At 51.8% G+C, this 17662-nt stretch carries 22 protein-coding genes; 11 read left to right on the top strand and 11 right to left on the bottom strand.

All coding sequences use genetic code 11. The annotated features are described in order from the left end of the window. Positions 1-113 precede the first annotated feature (113 nt). Together BLU05_RS13600 and BLU05_RS13595 are read left to right on the top strand one after the other, a co-directional pair. Positions 114-1469 carry an MFS transporter gene (locus BLU05_RS13600; protein ID WP_091880781.1) on the top strand — a complete coding sequence of 452 codons (1356 nt, stop codon included), beginning with the start codon at positions 114-116 and terminating at the stop codon, positions 1467-1469. A gap of 67 nt (positions 1470-1536) precedes the next feature. After that, entirely contained in the window at positions 1537-2697 is a 1161-nt protein-coding gene (locus BLU05_RS13595; RefSeq protein WP_091881171.1) for a M20 aminoacylase family protein, read from the top strand. 127 nt (positions 2698-2824) lie between these two features. Here BLU05_RS13595 and BLU05_RS13590 read toward each other — a convergent pair whose 3' ends face one another. The 3 genes from BLU05_RS13590 to BLU05_RS13580 form a co-directional block, all read right to left on the bottom strand. After that, positions 2825-3457: a hypothetical protein gene (locus BLU05_RS13590; protein WP_091880779.1), complete on the bottom strand. Its 633-nt coding sequence runs from the start codon at positions 3455-3457 to the stop codon at positions 2825-2827. A gap of 24 nt (positions 3458-3481) precedes the next feature. Further along, a complete protein-coding gene (locus BLU05_RS13585) occupies positions 3482-4126 on the bottom strand; it encodes an FMN-binding negative transcriptional regulator (protein WP_091880778.1) in 645 nt (214 codons plus the stop codon). A 122-nt stretch (positions 4127-4248) separates the two neighbouring features. After that, complete coding sequence (locus tag BLU05_RS13580) at positions 4249-4842, bottom strand: TetR/AcrR family transcriptional regulator (protein ID WP_091880776.1); 594 nt, start codon at positions 4840-4842, stop codon at positions 4249-4251. Between the two features lie 101 nt (positions 4843-4943). On the opposite strand from BLU05_RS13580, the gene BLU05_RS13575 reads away from it, so the two are divergent. Next, positions 4944-5438: a PaaI family thioesterase gene (locus tag BLU05_RS13575; protein WP_210184608.1), complete on the top strand. Its 495-nt coding sequence runs from the start codon at positions 4944-4946 to the stop codon at positions 5436-5438. A 213-nt stretch (positions 5439-5651) separates the two neighbouring features. After that, a complete protein-coding gene (locus tag BLU05_RS13570; RefSeq protein ID WP_091881167.1) occupies positions 5652-5915 on the top strand; it encodes a hypothetical protein in 264 nt (87 codons plus the stop codon). Between the two features lie 31 nt (positions 5916-5946). Here BLU05_RS13570 and BLU05_RS13565 read toward each other — a convergent pair whose 3' ends face one another. From BLU05_RS13565 to BLU05_RS13530, 7 genes are all read right to left on the bottom strand, one after another. Then, positions 5947-6531 carry a mobile mystery protein B gene (locus BLU05_RS13565; RefSeq protein WP_091880775.1) on the bottom strand — a complete coding sequence of 195 codons (585 nt, stop codon included), beginning with the start codon at positions 6529-6531 and terminating at the stop codon, positions 5947-5949. After that, positions 6531-6995, bottom strand: coding sequence for a mobile mystery protein A (locus BLU05_RS13560; protein WP_091880773.1), 465 nt, complete (start codon positions 6993-6995; stop codon positions 6531-6533). Before BLU05_RS13560 ends, BLU05_RS13565 begins: the two co-directional genes overlap by 1 nt. Positions 6996-7464: 469 nt before the next feature. Then, positions 7465-8805, bottom strand: coding sequence for a site-specific integrase (locus BLU05_RS13555; RefSeq protein WP_244518338.1), 1341 nt, complete (start codon positions 8803-8805; stop codon positions 7465-7467). A gap of 204 nt (positions 8806-9009) precedes the next feature. Next, complete coding sequence (locus BLU05_RS13545) at positions 9010-9216, bottom strand: hypothetical protein (RefSeq protein ID WP_091880770.1); 207 nt, start codon at positions 9214-9216, stop codon at positions 9010-9012. Continuing rightward, on the bottom strand, positions 9213-9878 hold the full coding sequence (locus tag BLU05_RS13540) for a hypothetical protein (protein WP_091880769.1): 666 nt from the start codon (positions 9876-9878) through the stop codon (positions 9213-9215). The genes BLU05_RS13545 and BLU05_RS13540 overlap by 4 nt, the downstream gene beginning before the upstream one ends. Next, the gene (locus BLU05_RS13535; RefSeq protein ID WP_091880767.1) at positions 9875-10288 is read right to left on the bottom strand and encodes a hypothetical protein; all 414 of its coding nucleotides are present in this window, start codon (positions 10286-10288) and stop codon (positions 9875-9877) included. The genes BLU05_RS13540 and BLU05_RS13535 overlap by 4 nt, the downstream gene beginning before the upstream one ends. Before the next feature lie 50 nt (positions 10289-10338). Next, positions 10339-11082 carry a Rha family transcriptional regulator gene (locus BLU05_RS13530; protein WP_091880766.1) on the bottom strand — a complete coding sequence of 248 codons (744 nt, stop codon included), beginning with the start codon at positions 11080-11082 and terminating at the stop codon, positions 10339-10341. 315 nt (positions 11083-11397) lie between these two features. Between BLU05_RS13530 and BLU05_RS13525 the strand changes: the two genes are divergently transcribed. Together BLU05_RS13525 and BLU05_RS13515 are read left to right on the top strand one after the other, a co-directional pair. After that, positions 11398-11925 carry an Arc family DNA-binding protein gene (locus BLU05_RS13525; protein ID WP_091880764.1) on the top strand — a complete coding sequence of 176 codons (528 nt, stop codon included), beginning with the start codon at positions 11398-11400 and terminating at the stop codon, positions 11923-11925. A 307-nt stretch (positions 11926-12232) separates the two neighbouring features. Next, entirely contained in the window at positions 12233-12727 is a 495-nt protein-coding gene (locus BLU05_RS13515) for a hypothetical protein (RefSeq protein ID WP_091880761.1), read from the top strand. Between the two features lie 371 nt (positions 12728-13098). On the opposite strand, the gene BLU05_RS13510 is transcribed toward BLU05_RS13515, so the two are convergent. Beyond that, positions 13099-13674, bottom strand: a complete 576-nt coding sequence (locus tag BLU05_RS13510; RefSeq protein ID WP_091880760.1) for a LexA family transcriptional regulator — start codon at positions 13672-13674, stop codon at positions 13099-13101. A 376-nt stretch (positions 13675-14050) separates the two neighbouring features. Here BLU05_RS13510 and BLU05_RS13500 point away from each other — a divergent pair, with 376 nt between their 5' ends. The 5 genes from BLU05_RS13500 (at position 14051) to BLU05_RS13480 (ending at position 17552) form a co-directional block, all read left to right on the top strand. Continuing rightward, entirely contained in the window at positions 14051-14296 is a 246-nt protein-coding gene (locus BLU05_RS13500) for a hypothetical protein (RefSeq protein WP_091880757.1), read from the top strand. Next, positions 14297-15079 carry a hypothetical protein gene (locus BLU05_RS13495; RefSeq protein WP_091880755.1) on the top strand — a complete coding sequence of 261 codons (783 nt, stop codon included), beginning with the start codon at positions 14297-14299 and terminating at the stop codon, positions 15077-15079. 192 nt (positions 15080-15271) lie between these two features. Beyond that, a complete protein-coding gene (locus BLU05_RS13490; protein WP_244518337.1) occupies positions 15272-16822 on the top strand; it encodes a bifunctional DNA primase/helicase in 1551 nt (516 codons plus the stop codon). Next, on the top strand, positions 16819-17064 hold the full coding sequence (locus BLU05_RS13485; protein ID WP_091880752.1) for a hypothetical protein: 246 nt from the start codon (positions 16819-16821) through the stop codon (positions 17062-17064). The genes BLU05_RS13490 and BLU05_RS13485 overlap by 4 nt, the downstream gene beginning before the upstream one ends. After that, entirely contained in the window at positions 17064-17552 is a 489-nt protein-coding gene (locus tag BLU05_RS13480; RefSeq protein WP_091880751.1) for a hypothetical protein, read from the top strand. The genes BLU05_RS13485 and BLU05_RS13480 overlap by 1 nt, the downstream gene beginning before the upstream one ends. The last annotated feature ends 110 nt before the right edge of the window (positions 17553-17662 follow it).

Genomic DNA, 17662 nt, shown 5'->3' with positions numbered 1-17662 from the left:
GCATTGGATTCGGCAAAACTATCCGGATAAACCGAAAAATCATCGGTCCTGCATCATTCGAACTCAATCAATTTTCATCTGCCAAAACATAATCAAAATAATAAAGGGGAACTATGACAAACGCTTTTGCTGCCCAAAAACCCAAATCAGGGCGTCCACATAACAATCAAACCAAAAGCATCATAGCAGCCGTGCTTGGCAATGCCATGGAGTTCTATGATTTCGGGGTCTATGCGGCCTTCGCTGTTGCTCTTGGACATGTGTTCTTTCCATCGACAGATCCCAGTATCAGTCTGTTACTTTCGGTTGCAACATTTGGCGTCGGGTTTGTCGCTCGTCCGCTTGGCGCCATTGTGATGGGGGCTTACGCCGACCGCTACGGCCGCAAGCCAGCAATGACGATGACCATCCTGATGATGGCTTTGGGAAGCGGAATGATCGGGCTGCTGCCCACCTTCCAGCAAATCGGCTATGCGGCACCGGTGCTCCTGATTGTCGCCCGTCTGATCCAGGGCTTCTCTACCGGTGGTGAAATGGGCCCGGTTACGGCTTTTCTGATTGAAAGCGCCGCACGCGGACGTCGAGGTTTCGCGGCAAGCTGGCAAGCTTCCAGTCAGTTTATGGGGTCGTTGCTGTCGGGCACGGTCGGTATTGTTCTTGCAACAACGCTCCCTGCCGGTGCGACGGAGGAATGGGCCTGGCGTGTGCCTTTTTTAATTGGAGTTCTGATTGCGCCCATCGGTTTTTATATTCGCCGGAGCCTTGAGGAAACACTCGATCCCGAGCAATCGCTTGATAGCATGTCGACTGTTTTGTCGACTGTTTTCAAACAACATTGGCGGACAATTCTGATATGCATCATGATGACCGCAAGCGCGACGGTATCCACCTACTTCTTCCTTTTCGGTACAACTTTTGCCATTACTTCACTTGGTTTCTCCCAGTCAGTTGCAATGGCAGTTACCTTCACCGTGGGAGCTGTAGGGGTCGTGTTTGCAATCGTCGGCGGTATGTTGAGTGACCGCTTTGACATTAAAACTGTTGTCTTCACCGCACGTATAATTTTCGTTATTCTGCTCTATCCCGTCATGCACTTTATTCTATCAATGGATTCGCCAGTCGCATTGATTGCGGGTTTCGGTTTTCTGATGGCGATCTACTCGACGGCAACCGGCGCAGCCTCTGGTATTTCAGCCAGAGCATTCCCTGTGTCTGTGCGCACTGTCGGCTTATCGACGTCCTATGCCTTGGGTGTCACGCTGTTCGGCGGCACGGCACAGCTTGTCTTTACAACAATCATCAATACGACTGGTGATAAGCTCTCATGGATTTGGTACATTGTCGCAATGTGTTGTGTCGGCATGGTCGGCCTTTGGCTTGTGCGTTTTGTACCTGATGAGCCCAGTTTGGATAAAACCTCCCATACGGAAAAAGTGAACGCAGGTGTGCCGGTTGCTGCTGGCGTTTAAAGGTCGTGCCCATCGTGATCAAAGCGCACTGGGCATCTCAAAGGCACTCTACCGTAAAGGGATTGAAATGACTGTTCTGGAAAAAATCAACGCATACAAAGAAGAACTTATCGCTATTCGCCGCGATATTCATCAGCATCCCGAAATTGGGTTCGAAGAGGTGCGAACTGCTGGAATCGTTGCTGCAAAGCTGGCTGGCTGGGGGATCGAGGTTCATACCGAAATTGGCAAAACCGGTGTTGTCGGTGTTCTGAAAGGCACCAAAGGCAGTGGCAGGTCGATCGGCCTCAGAGCTGATATGGATGCTCTGCCGATGGAAGAACAGACCAACCTTGCCTATAGTTCGAGTATACCGGGCCGCTTCCACGGCTGTGGACATGACGGACACACCACAATGTTGCTCGGCGCGGCGCGTTATCTTGCGGAAAATCGCGGCTTTGCCGGTACAGCTGTTTTCATCTTTCAACCGGCTGAGGAAGGTTTGGGTGGTGCCCGCGCCATGATTGAGGACGGGTTATTCGAACGCTTTCCCTGCGATGAGATTTATTTCGTTCACAATGCCCCGGCTGATGAACCCTATAAAATCGGTATTAAACCGGGACCGGCGATGGCAGGCAGTGATCGTTTTGATATGTATATTCATGGTTGTGGGGGACACGGTGCAAAACCTGAGGCCTGTAAGGACCCCATCATTGTCGCGACTGCATTGGTACAGGCGCTGCAATCCATTGTCAGCCGCAATATACAGCCGTTGAAAGCGGCGGTGCTTTCCGTTACGCAAATTCACTCCGGCACTGCTTATAATGTCATTCCGCAGGAGGCGAGGATATCAGGTACTATTCGGTATCTGGATCGAGAGGTGCAAAAAATTGTCCATGAGCGCATGCGCACCATTGCTGCCGGGCTTGCTGCGAGTTTTGATGTGACAATCGATGTGGATATTCGCAACCTTACGGACGTTTTGGTCAACACGGACGCGCTTGTCGAGGGATTTGCACAAGCAGCCCGCGACATTGTCGGTGCGGAAAATGTCTATCTGAAAGAACAGCCCGGAATGGCCAGCGAGGATTTCGCCGAGATGCTCCATCTGCGGCCGGGCGTTTACGGGACGATTGGGCATGGCGGAAACATTCCGGTTCACAATCCGGGTTTTGTCCTCGATGAAGGCGTTCTTCCGGTGGGTGCCAGCCTTCTCGCGCGAATTGTCGAACGGCGGCTTTCAGCCTGAATTGAGCCGCCATTTTCTCTACCCCGTAAGGGGCGGTCTTTGCGAACCGGCAAATACCGCGCTTTACCGGGCCAAGCGCTTTGGCCGCAATCGTATCGAGCTGGCATCGATAGCGGCATAAGTGCAATTACAGATTGATCTTCAGGCTTTTCCAGAATGTGTCGATGACTGCACGTTCTTCCGCGGGGCTGTTATCCTCATTGAAACGTGTCAGGATGACGATGCCTTTGTTGCCATTAACGGTGGAGAATGCCTCTCTGATGAGATGGGTGGATTTTCTTCCGATCACCGCTTTCATGCCTTTAAGGGTTTTGCCCGATTCAAGTTTGCGCTCGGTTGGTGTTTCTTTGATCTTGGCTCCGGCCTTTCGGTCATCATTGGTGAATCCCTTGATCATCCGGGACGCGATGGAATCCGCATCCGAACGGTCATATTCCTGCACGATAACCGATGTCCCGGTGGCGGACGTCAGGAAATATTGTGTGATGCCCCGGCTGATTTCGGTTTTCGCGGGATTAAGATCACCCGGATGATCGAAAGAGAACAATGCGCCCGAGGCTGTCGCAAATTTTGAACGCTCCAGCGCTACCTTTATTTCCTTGCCGTCGCCGGTTGTGACGGTCACGGTCTCACCAACATTGATACCGGTCTGTTTGCCATCAATGGTGAGTTGAAATCCCTTGCTGTTCTCTGCCCACGCAGATTGCGTGGATATCGCCGCAAGGCACATGAATCCAGTCAGTAAAGCGCTGCGCATCATATCCCCTCCTGTTTGGTCGCTTGCTTAATTGCCGCCGAGCTTCCCCCGTTCATCGACAATCCGCGCCATGGCCTCGGCTTCCGGACCTTCCTGCCGCAGGCCATCAGCCACGCCTGTTCTGTCCGCTTCGCCTCTGTTCTGGCTGACCTTCCATTTGCCTTCAATGCGCGAGATGGGGATTTCAATGCCGATAATACCCTTGATCTGCCCGGCGATGAAATTCTCAGGCGCGTCCTCGACCGCCCATGGTTGCGCGCGGCCCGCCTCCTGTGTACGTGTCAGGCTGCCGATCTGGCGGCGCAGCCACTCCGCGCCATCTTCGACGTGCGGGGTTCCCCATGCCTGCACAACCACATAATTCCAGGTAGGGACAACCTTGCCGTGTTCGCGCTTCGTCGCATACCACGAGGGCGTCACATAGGTGTTCGGTCCCTGAAAGATGATCATGGCTTCCGCACCCGCCTGCAGGGCCGCAACCTGCTCATTGGCTTTGGCGAGATGGGCCCGAAGCGTCCCGTTTGGCGAGCCATCCGGGTCGATTTCAAACGGAATGAGGTTGGCCATCAACCCGTGCTCGCCGCCCGTCACCAGCATAGCCAGCGGGTGCTTGCGGATCAGATCGTGCATGACGTTAAGACGATCTTCGCGAAATGCAGGTGGCCTATACATGGTAGCTCCAGTCATATCTCTCATTGGGCATTGGCCTCTGGCCATGCCTGCGCGTTTGTTCGGAATGATAATGAAACAATATGTCTTCGCAAGGCGAATAGCTTGCTAGTCGATCATCAGGATCAGGCTTGCCGCGCCAGTGCCAGAGCGGCTTGCCGACCCGCAGCCAGAATATTCGCGGATGTTTCCTCGTCTGTCACCAGTCTTGCCAGTTGCAGGGTGCCGATCATGGAGGCCAATATCGCACGACTTCTCTGGGTTGCCGCTTCTTTTTCAAGATGTTTGGGCAATACTGACGCAATCAGATCAACAAGCGCATCGACGATCTCGACCAATCGTTCGCGTATCTCGATCGAGAGACGGCCAACCTCAGCAACCAGTGATGGAATGGCGCAGCCAAGCTCCGGGTGCTTCACATGCGCGGGGCGCAGATAGGCGTGTATGATAGCCTCCATCCCGTCCGCACCGCGCGCCCGCGCACTTCTTACCGCATGCACCAGATAATCCCGGGATGAATCCACTGCCGCCGTGATGGACTCCTGCACCAATTGTTCCTTGGATGAAAAATGCGCGTAAAAACCGCCATGGGTCAGTTCCGCATCAGCCATCAGGCGAGCCAGACCCGTTGCTTCAATCCCATCCTTGCGGAAGCGTTTTGACGCAACCTCTACAACGCGCTGGCGTGTCTCGGCTTTATGGTCCTTGGAATAGCGCATCAGCCTACCTCGTCTACCCGTTGTATGGCGATTGACATATCATATGATGGTCATAATATGAAGCCCATCCAACAAGCAGGCAACCATTGCAGGAGCCAGATATGTCCGAGATGCTCAATACAACTTTTGGTCTGGTTCCCCCCGAGATTGCCGCAACGCTTTCGGGGCTCGATCTTCTGCAGGGATTGCTGGATGGCACCTATCCCGCACCGCCATTTGCTGAAACCACCGATCTTTGGCCGATTTCGGTCGAAACGGGCAAGGTCGTGTTTGAGGCACGGCCATCAAAGCGGTTCTATAATCCTATGGGTTTCGTCCATGGCGGATGGATTTCCCTGCTGATCGATACGGTCATGGGCTGTGCGGTGCAGTCAACGCTGAAGGCGGGACAAACCTATACTACACTGGAAATGAAAACGACATTCGTCCGTTCCGTGCTTGAAACGACGGGTAATCTGCGCTGCGAAGGTATTATGCTGCATTCCGGTAGCCGGACAGCGAGCGCCGAAGGCAAGATTTTTGACAGCAGCGGCAGGCTTGTCGCCCATGGTTCGGAAACCTGTCTCGTCATGGATGCGCTGAAAAAGGCGGGTTAACGCCTTCGCTGTCAGCCAGCCCTTTTCCCGGGCTAATCATAATAGGCCGGCTCTTCTTCGCCGCGAGTTTCAATTGTCACAAATTATGCGGATATTTGCGCCGATAGGAAAGATGCAGCCCGGAATGGAAAGGATTTCCATTTTCTGGCTTGCTATTTCCCGGTACGTCGTAAGATGATTGAAAAAACAACTTGAGGTCCCAAGGGGCACATGATGGATGATGAAGAACCCGAACTGGTTGTGTCGCGTTTGTCGAAAGAGTTTACCCGCGACGGAATCACCGTGAGCGTCGAGATTTATCGCCTTGCAGAGCAGAGCGAATGGACGCTGGAGGTGGTGACAGAGGACAAGGACTCAATCATCTGGGATGATCCTTTCGAGACGGATCAGGCCGCCTTTGACGAGTTTTTACGGGCCGTCGAAGACGAGGGCCTTGCAAGCCTCATCGATCCTGAGGGCGGAGAGACACTGCATTAGAGAGGCCTAAGATACGAAGGCCGTCGCAACATCACGCCCCCACGAAGATCAGGAGTGCTCCGAAATCTCCTGCATCCGCATTTCGCAAGGCTTTTAGATAGGTTGTCCGCCGCTCGTTATCGGCTTGCAGGTCAAATCCATTCGCCCATTGGATTGGCGAATGGCCGTAATAATCAGACAGAAATACATCGGCAGCAATGCGTGTATGTCGACCGTTGCCGTTTGGGAATGGATGAATCTGAACCAATCGATGATGAAATCGAGCCGCTGCCTCCAAGGGCGTGTAGACGGCATTTTCTGCCCAATAGCGGACATTGTCCAAGTGTATGCGAACTTGCGTGGAAATTTGGAGCGGATCGATACCAATGTTTTTTTCGCTTCGCCGGTAGTTACCCGCCCAGTTCCAGACGTCGCCGAATAAACGAACATGCAAGGTCCGGATAAAGCTATCCGTCAGAATGTCGCCGCCACGTCGCCGCCCAAGCCACAGGAGACCTTGCTCAATATTGGCTTGTTCCAATTCATCAAGCTCACTGCGTGTCGTGATGTGACTGAATTTAAGTCCATGAATTTCATCAGGTTCGAGGGGCGTGGCGCCTTTTGCTTCCTCGAACACTAAGTGTTTTCCCAAAAGTTGGGAGGCATATGCCGGATCATACTGTCGGCGAGCCTATCAATCTCAATTTGTGTCTGTTCCCGAGATAAAGATTGTTGCTCCAGAGCCATGTGAGAACTTGCGCGTCTGACAATATCTTCAGCATTCTTCAAAGCTTGAGCTTTGAGGACATCTTCAATCCTTTCATGAAGCACAACAGCATACACGAATCGTCCGCCAAGCGCCTCTGCCATTTTCTGCATCTGATTGAGGGTAATTGCTCCCTCCCGTTCATTGCGTTCAGCCTGATAAATAGCAGCTTTTGTTATGCCTGCTCTTTTTGCCAGTTGCGGGCCGCTCATAGCCAGAGCCTTGCGCAATGTCGCGATCCACCCCTCCGGTGGCACAAGAAGCCCGCTAACCTGCTGTAGGCCATGATCTGCCAATTTTTTATATTGGCGCGCCACGGTGTCTTTTACACTCATGGTATGAGTCCTGCGTTGATGGATATCAATAAATATTCCAAATGGGATGAAAAGGCAATTAATTGATATCCAGTTGTGGTAAAAAGATATCAATAGATATGCATTATGCAGTGAAAAGGATATTAAAAGATATCCATTTTGTTGAAAACATTTAAAAACAATACTATGTGAGTGTGGCACACGCAGGTTTTCCTAGCCGGTTTCATATCCTTCTGGACATAGAGGGTAGGGCTGAATGAGAATTGTAACAGCGTTCCGCGGTAGTTTCCGGCCAAACCCAATTTCAATGATAAGCTATTTTGATGAACTCATATGTTTTATAAACATATCCGTCCCTCTTCATTGCGGGAGTGGCAATGACACGGAAAAGGACACAAATTTTCAGTGCAATAATTTATGTGATTGAAAACACTGGTCGGAGTGAGAGGATTCGAACCTCCGACCCCGTCGTCCCGAACGGGCAGTGCTATCACGAAACCCGTGTATTTGCTGGGATTTTTATTACGTTAGATTGTTGATGTTCACGTTTAATTCTGGTCATTCCGTGGGGTTTATGTGGGGAGGAAACCGCATTGGCTGCATCCTGTAGGTGATCAGGATGATGATGGCCATATGTGTTAATCAGCGTTTCCACTGTCATGCCAAGGAAGCCCGCTGATTGCCAGACATCGGCACCAGATTGCATCAACCATGTTGCAGCGGTATGGCGCAGAATATGGGGCATCACATCGCTACCGAGCTGCGCAGCTTTGCACGCAGCACGAAAGCTCTTCTTGACGCTTGTCACTGGTTTACCATTCCACTCGACAACGTGGCTTTGTGAAATCTTCGGGCCATCTGGTTTGCCCAGATCAGCCGGCGTATCACTCCATCGGCGAAGGTGAACCAATAGGCGCCGGGGAATCGGAATTGGTGGTTGGCGCTTCTTGGTTTGTTTCGTGCCGGGCGCCCGGCGATAGAAAACACCTCTATCCAAGTCCACATAGCCGGTGCCGACTGTAGGGCGGATCGCCGCAGCACAAATAGCGGCGCTACGGGTGCCTGTATAGAGCGCGACGAGTATGAAACGTGCCAAATGCCGACCGGTCCGTCGTTTCGATTCCTGACCCTTCCAGGACTGCGTCATGCGCCAAGCAGCCCACAGTAGGGAAGCTGCTTCTTGTCGTGTCAGCCAACGATCACGGGCAGCCGGTTTTTCAGGCAGCCAGACGGTTGGCGCGATGGTCGAATAACCTTCGTCTTTGTAATAATTGATGGCGGACCGTAAATCCTCAAGCTGTCGCCGGGTTCCAGCGGTCATATCCTTATCGACCCAGTCCGGTTTTCTCTGCCGTTTGGACTTGACGCTCATTTTCTCATCGGCGTCGATTGAGGCGTTCCAATCCTTCACAAACTGCCGTTGTTCAGCATTCCATTTATCGCGGCGGAAGTCCGCATAGGCTCGGCAGAGTTGGCCGTTAATTTGATCAAGCGTCTTGTTTCCGAAGAAATCCAGTATTTTTCCGAGCCGCGCCGCCGTTTCATGAGGCTTTGTGTGTTTTGGCGCAACTTCGGATACATAGATCGAAACGACATCCGCTATTTGGATGTTAGTGGAATCACGTCCGCGCTCTCTGGACGGCTCATATTTGTCCGCGAGGTATTTTGCGAGGGCTTTTTCAGCATTTCCACGATCCGTCTCGCCGCCGCCAACGCTGACGAACGTTGATCCGTCTCGGATAAACCAGCCCGCCCGGTTCCTGAGCGATCCATCGGCTTTCCTGCTTTCGTCGCGCCAGTAGATATGAGCACCTTTCGATTTGCGCGACATAACTCTCTCATCCTCGCGATGGCCGACAGAGTGACATACTCTTTCCCGGCGATCATTTCCGTTTCAAGTCGTCCTGCATCGCGCTCTTTGCGCAATCCGGGTGGCCCGATGGAGCCGTCAGGGAAGGCGATCTGAGCGGCGATATCAAGTCTCAGTGGCGTGTCATCGGTGTAAGTGTGCGGGGGAGGAACGTTTGCCATTAGGTCAATCCCCGTTATCCACAGGTTGGCCACCCTTGGCCTGTTCCAAAATGTCGAGCGTTTTGGCAAGCCGCTTCTGCATGCTTCCCATAAGCCAAGATATTGAAGACGCCGTATTGTCTGCAATATCGCCTTGATCCAACGCAAGAATTGCCAGCGCCAAGGTCTCGATCACGTCATATACTGCGTCAATGTCTGCATCGGTAATCATGATCGCACCTCTGCAGCCAGCTTTTGAGCAAGCTTTGCAATTTCTTCCACCGTCGCGCCTGTCATAACCGCATTCTTGATCAGGAAGTGGTGTCTGGTCTCTTCGTCAAGCGCGCTATTTGGCTTCAACTTGGCCATGTATTCAGGAATTCTGTTTTCCTGCGCAAAGAACCAGTTTTGAAGCCTCTCAATCTCTTTGCCTACTGGTGTGAGATCGCGCGCTCCCCGCATGATCGTACTAGGGACGCTGCAAGGCTCAACCGGCCATATTTCTTCCAGATGATCGCCGATCTTTTCCAGCCGCCATTTTAACGTTTCAAGATCGGAGATGGTATAATCCGATAGATCGATTGGATCGATTGACTGACCGGCCTTGGTTTCCGCCTCAAGTGCGGAAAGATAATTTTCTTGTGTAAGCTCATTCCTTTGAGCAAAGGCAAGCAGATATTCAGCCTTTAGTTTGCGGTCTCTGTCCGAGGTGGCGGGGCAACGACAAACATTCATAAGGGAGTCGCTTTCGGCCTTATCAGCCTCGGCATAACGTTGCCGTGCTGTTTCGGATGGGTCGTAACGTTCGTCCTGGGTATCGTTCTTCGGGCATTCTGAATTGAACAGATCGTGCGCGCGGCGGTGAAGTTCTATCATTACATATACGGAAGTCATGACCGCACCCTCACGTCGCAGCGAGGGAGCTCGGCAATCACTCGCTCTGTGACAGATAGAAAATCCTCTGGATCTACATTGGTCCACATTTCGTCCGCTGTGAGCAGGAAGAATTTGTAGCCCCGGTCGCGCTCGTTACTCGGCTGTCGTGTTCCAGCCTCCCGAACGACGGCGCTGATCTGTTCCGCGATCATATCGGATACGTCTTCAAGCAAGTTGCCCGCAGCGTTGTATCTGGTGCGATCATCGTTCTTGTAACAGCGCGGCTGGTTGACCGCTCCTCCCAAGACGTTGAACACGGTATAAAGGTTTTCATAGACGGTAGTCAGCTCGTATAGTGACAGGGCGGTGAGGTCGAGTTGCATTTTATTTGGGTAGCCTTCGGCCGCTGTCGGAACAGTGTTCGACATGGTATTCTCCAAAACTGGGAAGGATGGAGCGCGGTTAGTCGCGCTCGCTGCTATTCAGTGGGCGTTTTGATCAGCTTGAACCGACCGTCGATGAACGGATGAGTGCAGCGTGTCGCCGTGACTTGCTCACATTCATCAACAAATCGTTTGAAGACGGCTGACACATCCTTTTTCCAATAAACTGCGAACGTTGCGCCGTCGGCTTCTTCTCGGTCGTTGCGGACCATGCCAGCGGGGCGGGGGGCGTAAGACGTGTTCCGCATCACCGCATCGGTAGTTTCGTGAGAGAGCCCGTAAAGCTTGCCTATACGTGGGCGAATATGGGTGATAGATTCTGCATTGGCTGGTCTTGTCTTCAGAACAACCTGAGCTTGTTCAATTCGATCCACCTTAACATCAATCGCTTGTATTGCGGCATCCTGTTGTTCCTGCCGCCGCTCTGTCTCGGCCAGCATTTGAAATGCATTTGCAAACGCCTCTGCCGTTGTTGGCAAACGCACCTGTGTTTTGTGGGCTTGCCAATAGTCTACCAACGATGCTGTGAATTCGGGCGAAAGCTGCGCGACAACGACATAACTGTCGCGTTCTCCCATGAGATACACAGCGACCAACTGTCCGCGATGATTGCGAACATCCTCAATCTGAGGACGTTGGATAGTGCCCTGTGACGCGAGAGTTTCAATGGCGCGCTTCACGTTGTCATGGCGCTTATCCACGAGTTCAGCCATTTCTTGGCTAGTCATCGTAGCGGGTTTACCGCCGCCCGGCGGCGTGTTAATCATAAGGCTGTCCATAAAACCTCCTACGGTATTGGGACAAGATTTCCGCGTTGCTGCGCGGTAGTCATTTGAAAACGGTCGTTGAATTGGGTTGCTGCCCTATTCGGTGGCCGTTTTCGTTTGTCGGTCCATACGTTCTTTGATTGCCCTAGTCACCTCGCTGGATAATGAACTTCCATATAGTTGAGCCTGTTGTGACACAAACGCATAAACTTCTTTGGGTAGTCTCAAATTGATCTGCCTATCAGTACGGGCCATTGTTAACCTCTCATAAACTATATAGCACGGTGCTGGATTGCGAGCAACAGCACCGTGCTATATAGTTTAATAATGGCCAGAACCGATCCGCAGATAAATATTCGCCTTCCGTTGGAACTCAAAGAGAAGCTTGAAGATGAGGCGCGGGGAAATAACCGTTCTACAACCGCTGAAATAGTCTCACGTCTTGAAGAAGTGGACCAATTGCGTGCCAAACTCAGTGAATTGGAGCCGCAAGTTGGCCGAGTGCTGGATTTTTCTAGACTGGAGCGCCTTCTTGAACAGTCTCTTGAGATGCTCGACCGATCGGCAGCTGAAGCGAAAGAGAATGTGGCAGTTCTGCATTGGATGCGAGAACAGCAGAGCGGGTTGGTGAGGCTCATTGAGGCAATAGCAGCTGGCAATGGCGAGCTGAAGCCTGAATTCATGGACGCACTGCGTAAAATGTTGGCCAACAAAGGGAAGGGCAATGATTTTCCAGAGACACCAATATCTGACAGCCCAATCCAACCATTAGACCTTGAAGAACTACTGTACGATCCGCCAGCCAAGAGTGCGCCGCAAAAAAAAGGGAAGAAAATCGGCCCGGGTGACGAATGAAGCATTACGCTATCTTTCCAATCAATTGCCATCTGTAGTTTTCTTTTCTGCTGTCACCAACGCTTCCTTTATCAATAGTCTGATAGTCTCTGCTCTGGTTGCTATCCGGTTTTCAAATCGGTAGTCGTCGATCTGGTCCAATAGGCTGGCCTCCATCATCAGAGGTACGCGCTGTTCCTTTGGCTCGTTATTCAATTTTATCTCTTGCTTATGTTGAATAAGTTGCACAATCTATCGTTAACCCTATTTGTGAGTCTGCGCAAGCGATAAGTTGTGCAACATATTCAATCTGTGTATAACAACGTTCATGGCCCCTAAGAAAAAACCCACAGACCAGCTCAAAGATCAACGCATTCCAATCATGATGACGCCTTCCGAAGTGGAAGCAATTGATGACTGGATGTTCAAAAACCGTATCAGATCGCGCGGCGAGGCAATTCGGCGCCTGTGCCAAATGGCGATCGCTGTTGATGCGAAAGCAGATCCCATTTTGAAGCAAGTAATGGCGATCTTGAGACGCAGAATAGAAGACGGTCGGATAGATCGATCTAAGGTGGACCGGGGTAATCTCGATTTTATCCGGTTTTCGCTTGCGGCGCTGACCGCCATTAAGGAGGGTCTGGAAGACCATTCTCGCTTATTGTTAGCCATTGTTGGATTGTTCGGTCCTCTACGTGCAATGAGGGATGAGCCAGAGCTTGAAGATGCATTACGAGCAGCTACGACCGCGCGGGAAGGTATGGATACAATCCTCTCAGACCTAGCGATCCTTGAAAATCCAACGCGCGAGATTAAGGACTGACCCATCACGCAGCCTCTGCCAGTGCCATAGAATGCCATGCGGCCGATTTTAGAGCCCATCTTTTGTCCTAGGTGCTGCTGCCGCGATCCACGCTGGTGAAATTGAATGTCTTGCCATGGATGGAAACGCGATAAACCTCCCCGGCCGGCAATATGAACCGGCGAGTACCTTGTCAAAGATGATAGTCGAATTGTGGGTTGGTAGGCTTTGCATAGCGCGGTCCATCTCGTTTGATGGCGCATTTATGCATTAAACGCATTAAATGGTCAATTATAAAAAATGCGTTAAACGTATTAAAATAATTCATAAAGAAGAGTGTGATACAATATACGCCATTATACGCCTGTCGGTAGGGGCGGGCCTTTGCGATTTTATCGCAGGGAAGTGCGAGGGAGGATAGCGAATATCTCTCCAATCCAATCTAATCTCACGTTTTCAATTGGTGCGGCATTCCATGAAAATAAATTGATGCCCGGCGCGCCGCGCATCACTGTTTTTATAAACCGACGACCGTCAGTCGTTCGAACTGCTGCTTCTTGCCCATAGAAGGATTCGAGAGGCTTCTTTTGATCGCGGTATACCACAACCACATGACCGTCCTTAAAGACGGGCAGCATCGAATCACCACGTACTACAAAAGCAATCATATCATCAGGCATATCAAACGGCACTTCAATCTGATCAAGCCCTTCGTGCGGCACCTGTTCGAAATCCGGCATTACCTCAGCCCCGGCACCAAGGTATCCCATGACGGGAACCGTGGTTGGCCTCATTCCGACTTCTCGATCGTACATCGCCTCAATCTGTAGGCGGCGCGACTGTTCGGGGTCCGCCCCCGCAAGCCATCGGGCAACCGTCGGTTGGCTCACATCCATCTCTTCGGCGAATTGAGCCTGTCGAATTCCACGAGATTTAAGGATGGCTTTTACTTTATCTGACGTTTTCATAATAACATCTTATGCGTTTGACGTTTAAAAATAAACTGCGTTCAACGCATATGGTAAATTGACATTTAATGCGTTTGACGTATATAATGCAAGTCATGAACAATCTAAAATATATTCGAACCAACGTTTTCAAGCTTAGTCAGGCTGAATTCGCGGCAATTGTGGGATTAAAACAATCTGCCGTATCGCGATGGGAGGCCGGTACATCCTCACCGACCTTCAACCAAGTCCGGGTCATTCGGGAAGAAGCAAAGCGCCGTGCGCTGGGCTGGGACCATGACTGGCTATTCGGAAACGTTCCAGGGCCAACCAATCCTCGCACCCAGCGCCATCCGCGGACGAAACTGCGCACACGCATGCACGCGAGGGCTGACCTATGAGCAGAAACCTCGAAAACGAATATCCGGAAGAATATGCGGCGTTCGAAAAGTTCCGAACGGCAAAATTAAAGATGGATGGAGAATTCAGCTTTGAAAACGCCCGCGTTGCCAAACAAGCATGGATCGATTTTCTGAATGTGTATCAGCCGACTGGTCAACGACTGTATCCGGTAAATGTCGCTGCCTTCCCGTCTGACCGTATTGTCGGTCGATCGCCACTGAACCCGAAAGGCGCAGCATAAATGGCACGCATCCGGTCTGTTCATCCCGGTCTCTCCACCGACGAGGCGTATATGCAGATGTCAGCATTTGCCAAGGCAGCTTTGCCGTTGCTGTGGACGGAGTGCGACGATCAAGGGGTTTTTGAATGGAAACCCGTGGTGCTCAAAGCACGAATTCTGCCAGCGGATAGTGTTGATTTCTCAGCAATCCTTGGCGAATACGAAGCCTTAGGGGCGGTGCTCAAGATCGACGTTGAGGGAAAGAATTACGGACTGGTACGGAATTTCCAGAAGTATCAACGCCCAAAAAAACCGAATGAAATACATCCACTTCCGAACCAGTATCGGACATTTGTCGGATCACCAGACATTAGTTCTGAACCGGTTCCCCACCAGTTACCCACTGGTTCCGAAAACTCTCCGCAGATGGAGGATGAAGGAGGGAGGATGAAGGAGGAAGGAGGTATAGGTAGTTCTGATAACTTAGAACCTAGAACCAACGTCGTAGGCGCAAAAGCGCCATCAACCGCCGCCTATGCCTTTGAAGGCAGAACGATCAAGCTGAACCAGAAAGACTTGGATCAGTGGAAGAAGGCATATCCCCATCTTTCGCTTGAAGCCGAACTTCTGTCGCTCGATGACTGGGCTGGCAAAGAAAAGCCGAAAAACTGGTTTGCCGCAGTGTCTGGCGCATTGAACAAGAAAAACCGAGCCGCTCACGAGGCAATCGAAAAGCACCGGGTCAGCATCCAGACACCCAATGCGAAAACGAAATCACGGACTGGGGTGGATAGCCGGTTATGAAAACCGTCAGTGAAATCCTGGACCGCGAAGGCATCTGCATCCGGCGCATAACGTCCGGCAATCAAAAGGTTACTTGTCCCAAATGTTCACCGTCGCGCAAAAACAAGAAGGAACCGTGCTTGTCGGTCGAAATCGGCAAGGATGGCATCCGCTGGAACTGTCATCACTGCGGATTTCATGGAGGTCAGTGGTATGACAGCTCACGCTCTGGGGAATACGGCAATCTTAGCTTTCGAGGGTCGGCAAATCGACCCGGAAACCGCATCTCGTTTAGGAGTTTATACAGGTAAAAGCGTCACCGACGCTGACGGCAACAACTCTGTTGTGCCAGACCAGAATGGCAATATCGTCGTCTTCCCGTTCCTCGACGGCGGTGTCAGCGTGAATGAGAAATATCGAGCACCCGGTAAGAGGTTCTGGCAACTCAAAGACGGCAAAAAGACATTCTGGAACGCTGACGCCCTGGACGATCCAGCGTTGCACGATGGAAGCCAACGTCTGATCATTACCGAAGGCGAACTTGATGCGCTGACAGCGATTGATTGCGGATTTCCGTTGACGGTTTCAGTTCCGGATGGTGCTCCACCCGTTCCGAAAGGGAAGGAACCGGAAGAGCTCGACGACACTCCACCCGAGGAAGATGCCAACGGCAAATTCGAGTTCGTGTATAACAACCGGCACCGTATCAAGCAGATCAAGCATTTTGTTCTTGCTGTTGACAACGATGGGCCGGGGCAGCGGCTTGCCGCAGAATTGGTGCGCCGCATAGGTAGTGCTAGATGTTTCTTCGTTCGGTATCCTGAGGGCTGCAAAGACCTAAATGATGTTCTCATGAAGTTCGGTGTTGACGCTGTGACGCTCTGCCTGAACACAGCGAAGCCGTATCCAGTAAAGGGCCTATACCGACTTTCCGATTATCCCGAGATAGGCGACCCGATCACTTACACCACAGGTTGGCCGGACCTAGATGAGTATGTAAAACTCTGGCTGGGGTCGCTGGTAGTCATCACCGGTATTCCCGGACATGGCAAATCGACATGGACAATGAACCTTTGTGTCAATCTTGCTCGCATGCACGGTTGGACTACCTGCGTAGCTTCCTTTGAAATCCCAACCGTACCGGCGCTTCGTGCCAAGTTGCGCAAGGCCATCACACAGACTGCCCCAGATAAATGGTATCGAGACCTGATCGACGAGGCTGACGGCTTCATTCAAAAGCATTTTGTCTTCATCGATGACGATCCCAGTGGCGACAATGAGGATGATCTGACCCTTGAGTGGTTGTTGGAACGAGCTGCCGACGCCGTGACAAGGGATGGCATAAAGGTTTTGCTAATTGATCCATGGAACGAAGTGGAACACGCCAGACCGCGCAACGAGAGTGAAACCCAATACGTCAATCGGGCTCTTCGCCAGATACGGCGGTTTGCATCAAGGTACAACGTTCTTGCAATAGTTGTGGCCCATCCAACGAAATCCGTTGGTGCTGAAGGCAGTAGCCGGACGCCAACGCTGTACGACATCGAAGGCTCTGCGGCTTGGTACAACAAGCCAGACCACGGCATCGTCATCGATGTGCCAGATCCGAACAATAACGAAACTGTCGTCTTTATCCGCAAGGCCCGCTTCGCATGGACAGGCCGCAAAGGTGACGTGACGCTTGCCTACGAACCATCAACCGAAACCTATCATTCGCTTCATGGGCAAATACCGCTCTGGAAGGCAATGCAGGAGCAAGCATGAAGACCCTCTCGCAAAACGGAATGGTCGCCACTGAAACCGGTTGGTTGATCCTCAACGGTATGGGCCGCCGATGGGATGGTCACCTGTATTTGACGCCTGAAGCGGCCGAGCTGACGGCGAAATGCTGTGTCAGCGGTTCCTTCTCCATCCTGTCGGCAAAGCGCGTGAAGTGGGTCGAGGTGCGCACTCCCAACAAACAGGTTGTTCGGCAGCAATACATCATCGAAGGAAAGGTAGCCTGATGAGTGCTAAGAAAAAGCTTAAGACCAAACGGAATGAGCCTGGCTTCGATGGGGCAAAAACTGCTCAGGTGAATGTTCGTATCTCTGTCAGCAGATCTGACTGGCGAGTGGTTAGAGCAATGCCCGGAACATTTGAATGGAGGTACGGACGCCAGTCTGGAAACGTGGCGTTGTATCATGCAGGTTCTCACTATGCCGTTTTGTGGGAGCGTGCAGGTACGGCCGCCGCTAAGTCTCCCGATCTTGGGAGCGCGGGCGGTGGAGGCGGCTGGATAGGCATGCCTGATGGCAGGCTTGCTGCAATGGACGATCTTAGCCAGGCAATGCGCGAACTTGGAAAGCGTGTTTCGGCGCGTCTGACGGACTATTGCGTTCACGGCTTAACGACGAAGGCCATAGCCCGCAAGTATGATGTTCCAGAGCGAGATATGGCGCCGATCTTGCATCAGGATCTGCGAGACTGCGCGTACCAATTTAAATTCCTATAGGGCATTTCATTTCGGAAGCGAAATGGAGTTGACATTGAACGCGAACCCATCTACCGATTAGATATTGTGGCGAATAGCGCCTATTAACCCGCCTAGTGAGGCGGGTTTTA

It is taken from the genome of Phyllobacterium sp. OV277, from assembly GCF_900104355.1.
Classification (GTDB): Bacteria; Pseudomonadota; Alphaproteobacteria; order Rhizobiales; family Rhizobiaceae; genus Phyllobacterium.
Note: the sequence above shows the minus strand (reverse complement) of the source record. Positions and strands in the feature narration are given on the sequence as shown.

Coding starts and splice junctions, on each gene's coding strand:
- BLU05_RS13560 (WP_091880773.1), bottom strand. CDS start 6,995: ATGAGTGTAAAAGACACCGTGGCGCGCCAATATAAAAAATTGGCAGAT.
- BLU05_RS13590 (WP_091880779.1), bottom strand. CDS start 3,457: ATGATGCGCAGCGCTTTACTGACTGGATTCATGTGCCTTGCGGCGATA.
- BLU05_RS13580 (WP_091880776.1), bottom strand. CDS start 4,842: ATGCGCTATTCCAAGGACCATAAAGCCGAGACACGCCAGCGCGTTGTA.
- BLU05_RS13515 (WP_091880761.1), top strand. CDS start 12,233: ATGGCCCCTAAGAAAAAACCCACAGACCAGCTCAAAGATCAACGCATT.
- BLU05_RS13535 (WP_091880767.1), bottom strand. CDS start 10,288: ATGTCGAACACTGTTCCGACAGCGGCCGAAGGCTACCCAAATAAAATG.
- BLU05_RS13500 (WP_091880757.1), top strand. CDS start 14,051: ATGAGCAGAAACCTCGAAAACGAATATCCGGAAGAATATGCGGCGTTC.
- BLU05_RS13495 (WP_091880755.1), top strand. CDS start 14,297: ATGGCACGCATCCGGTCTGTTCATCCCGGTCTCTCCACCGACGAGGCG.
- BLU05_RS13485 (WP_091880752.1), top strand. CDS start 16,819: ATGAAGACCCTCTCGCAAAACGGAATGGTCGCCACTGAAACCGGTTGG.
- BLU05_RS13540 (WP_091880769.1), bottom strand. CDS start 9,878: ATGACTTCCGTATATGTAATGATAGAACTTCACCGCCGCGCGCACGAT.
- BLU05_RS13585 (WP_091880778.1), bottom strand. CDS start 4,126: ATGTATAGGCCACCTGCATTTCGCGAAGATCGTCTTAACGTCATGCAC.
- BLU05_RS13530 (WP_091880766.1), bottom strand. CDS start 11,082: ATGGACAGCCTTATGATTAACACGCCGCCGGGCGGCGGTAAACCCGCT.
- BLU05_RS13595 (WP_091881171.1), top strand. CDS start 1,537: ATGACTGTTCTGGAAAAAATCAACGCATACAAAGAAGAACTTATCGCT.
- BLU05_RS13510 (WP_091880760.1), bottom strand. CDS start 13,674: ATGAAAACGTCAGATAAAGTAAAAGCCATCCTTAAATCTCGTGGAATT.
- BLU05_RS13490 (WP_244518337.1), top strand. CDS start 15,272: ATGACAGCTCACGCTCTGGGGAATACGGCAATCTTAGCTTTCGAGGGT.
- BLU05_RS13575 (WP_210184608.1), top strand. CDS start 4,944: ATGTCCGAGATGCTCAATACAACTTTTGGTCTGGTTCCCCCCGAGATT.
- BLU05_RS13545 (WP_091880770.1), bottom strand. CDS start 9,216: ATGATTACCGATGCAGACATTGACGCAGTATATGACGTGATCGAGACC.
- BLU05_RS13480 (WP_091880751.1), top strand. CDS start 17,064: ATGAGTGCTAAGAAAAAGCTTAAGACCAAACGGAATGAGCCTGGCTTC.
- BLU05_RS13600 (WP_091880781.1), top strand. CDS start 114: ATGACAAACGCTTTTGCTGCCCAAAAACCCAAATCAGGGCGTCCACAT.
- BLU05_RS13570 (WP_091881167.1), top strand. CDS start 5,652: ATGGATGATGAAGAACCCGAACTGGTTGTGTCGCGTTTGTCGAAAGAG.
- BLU05_RS13555 (WP_244518338.1), bottom strand. CDS start 8,805: ATGTCGCGCAAATCGAAAGGTGCTCATATCTACTGGCGCGACGAAAGC.
- BLU05_RS13525 (WP_091880764.1), top strand. CDS start 11,398: ATGGCCAGAACCGATCCGCAGATAAATATTCGCCTTCCGTTGGAACTC.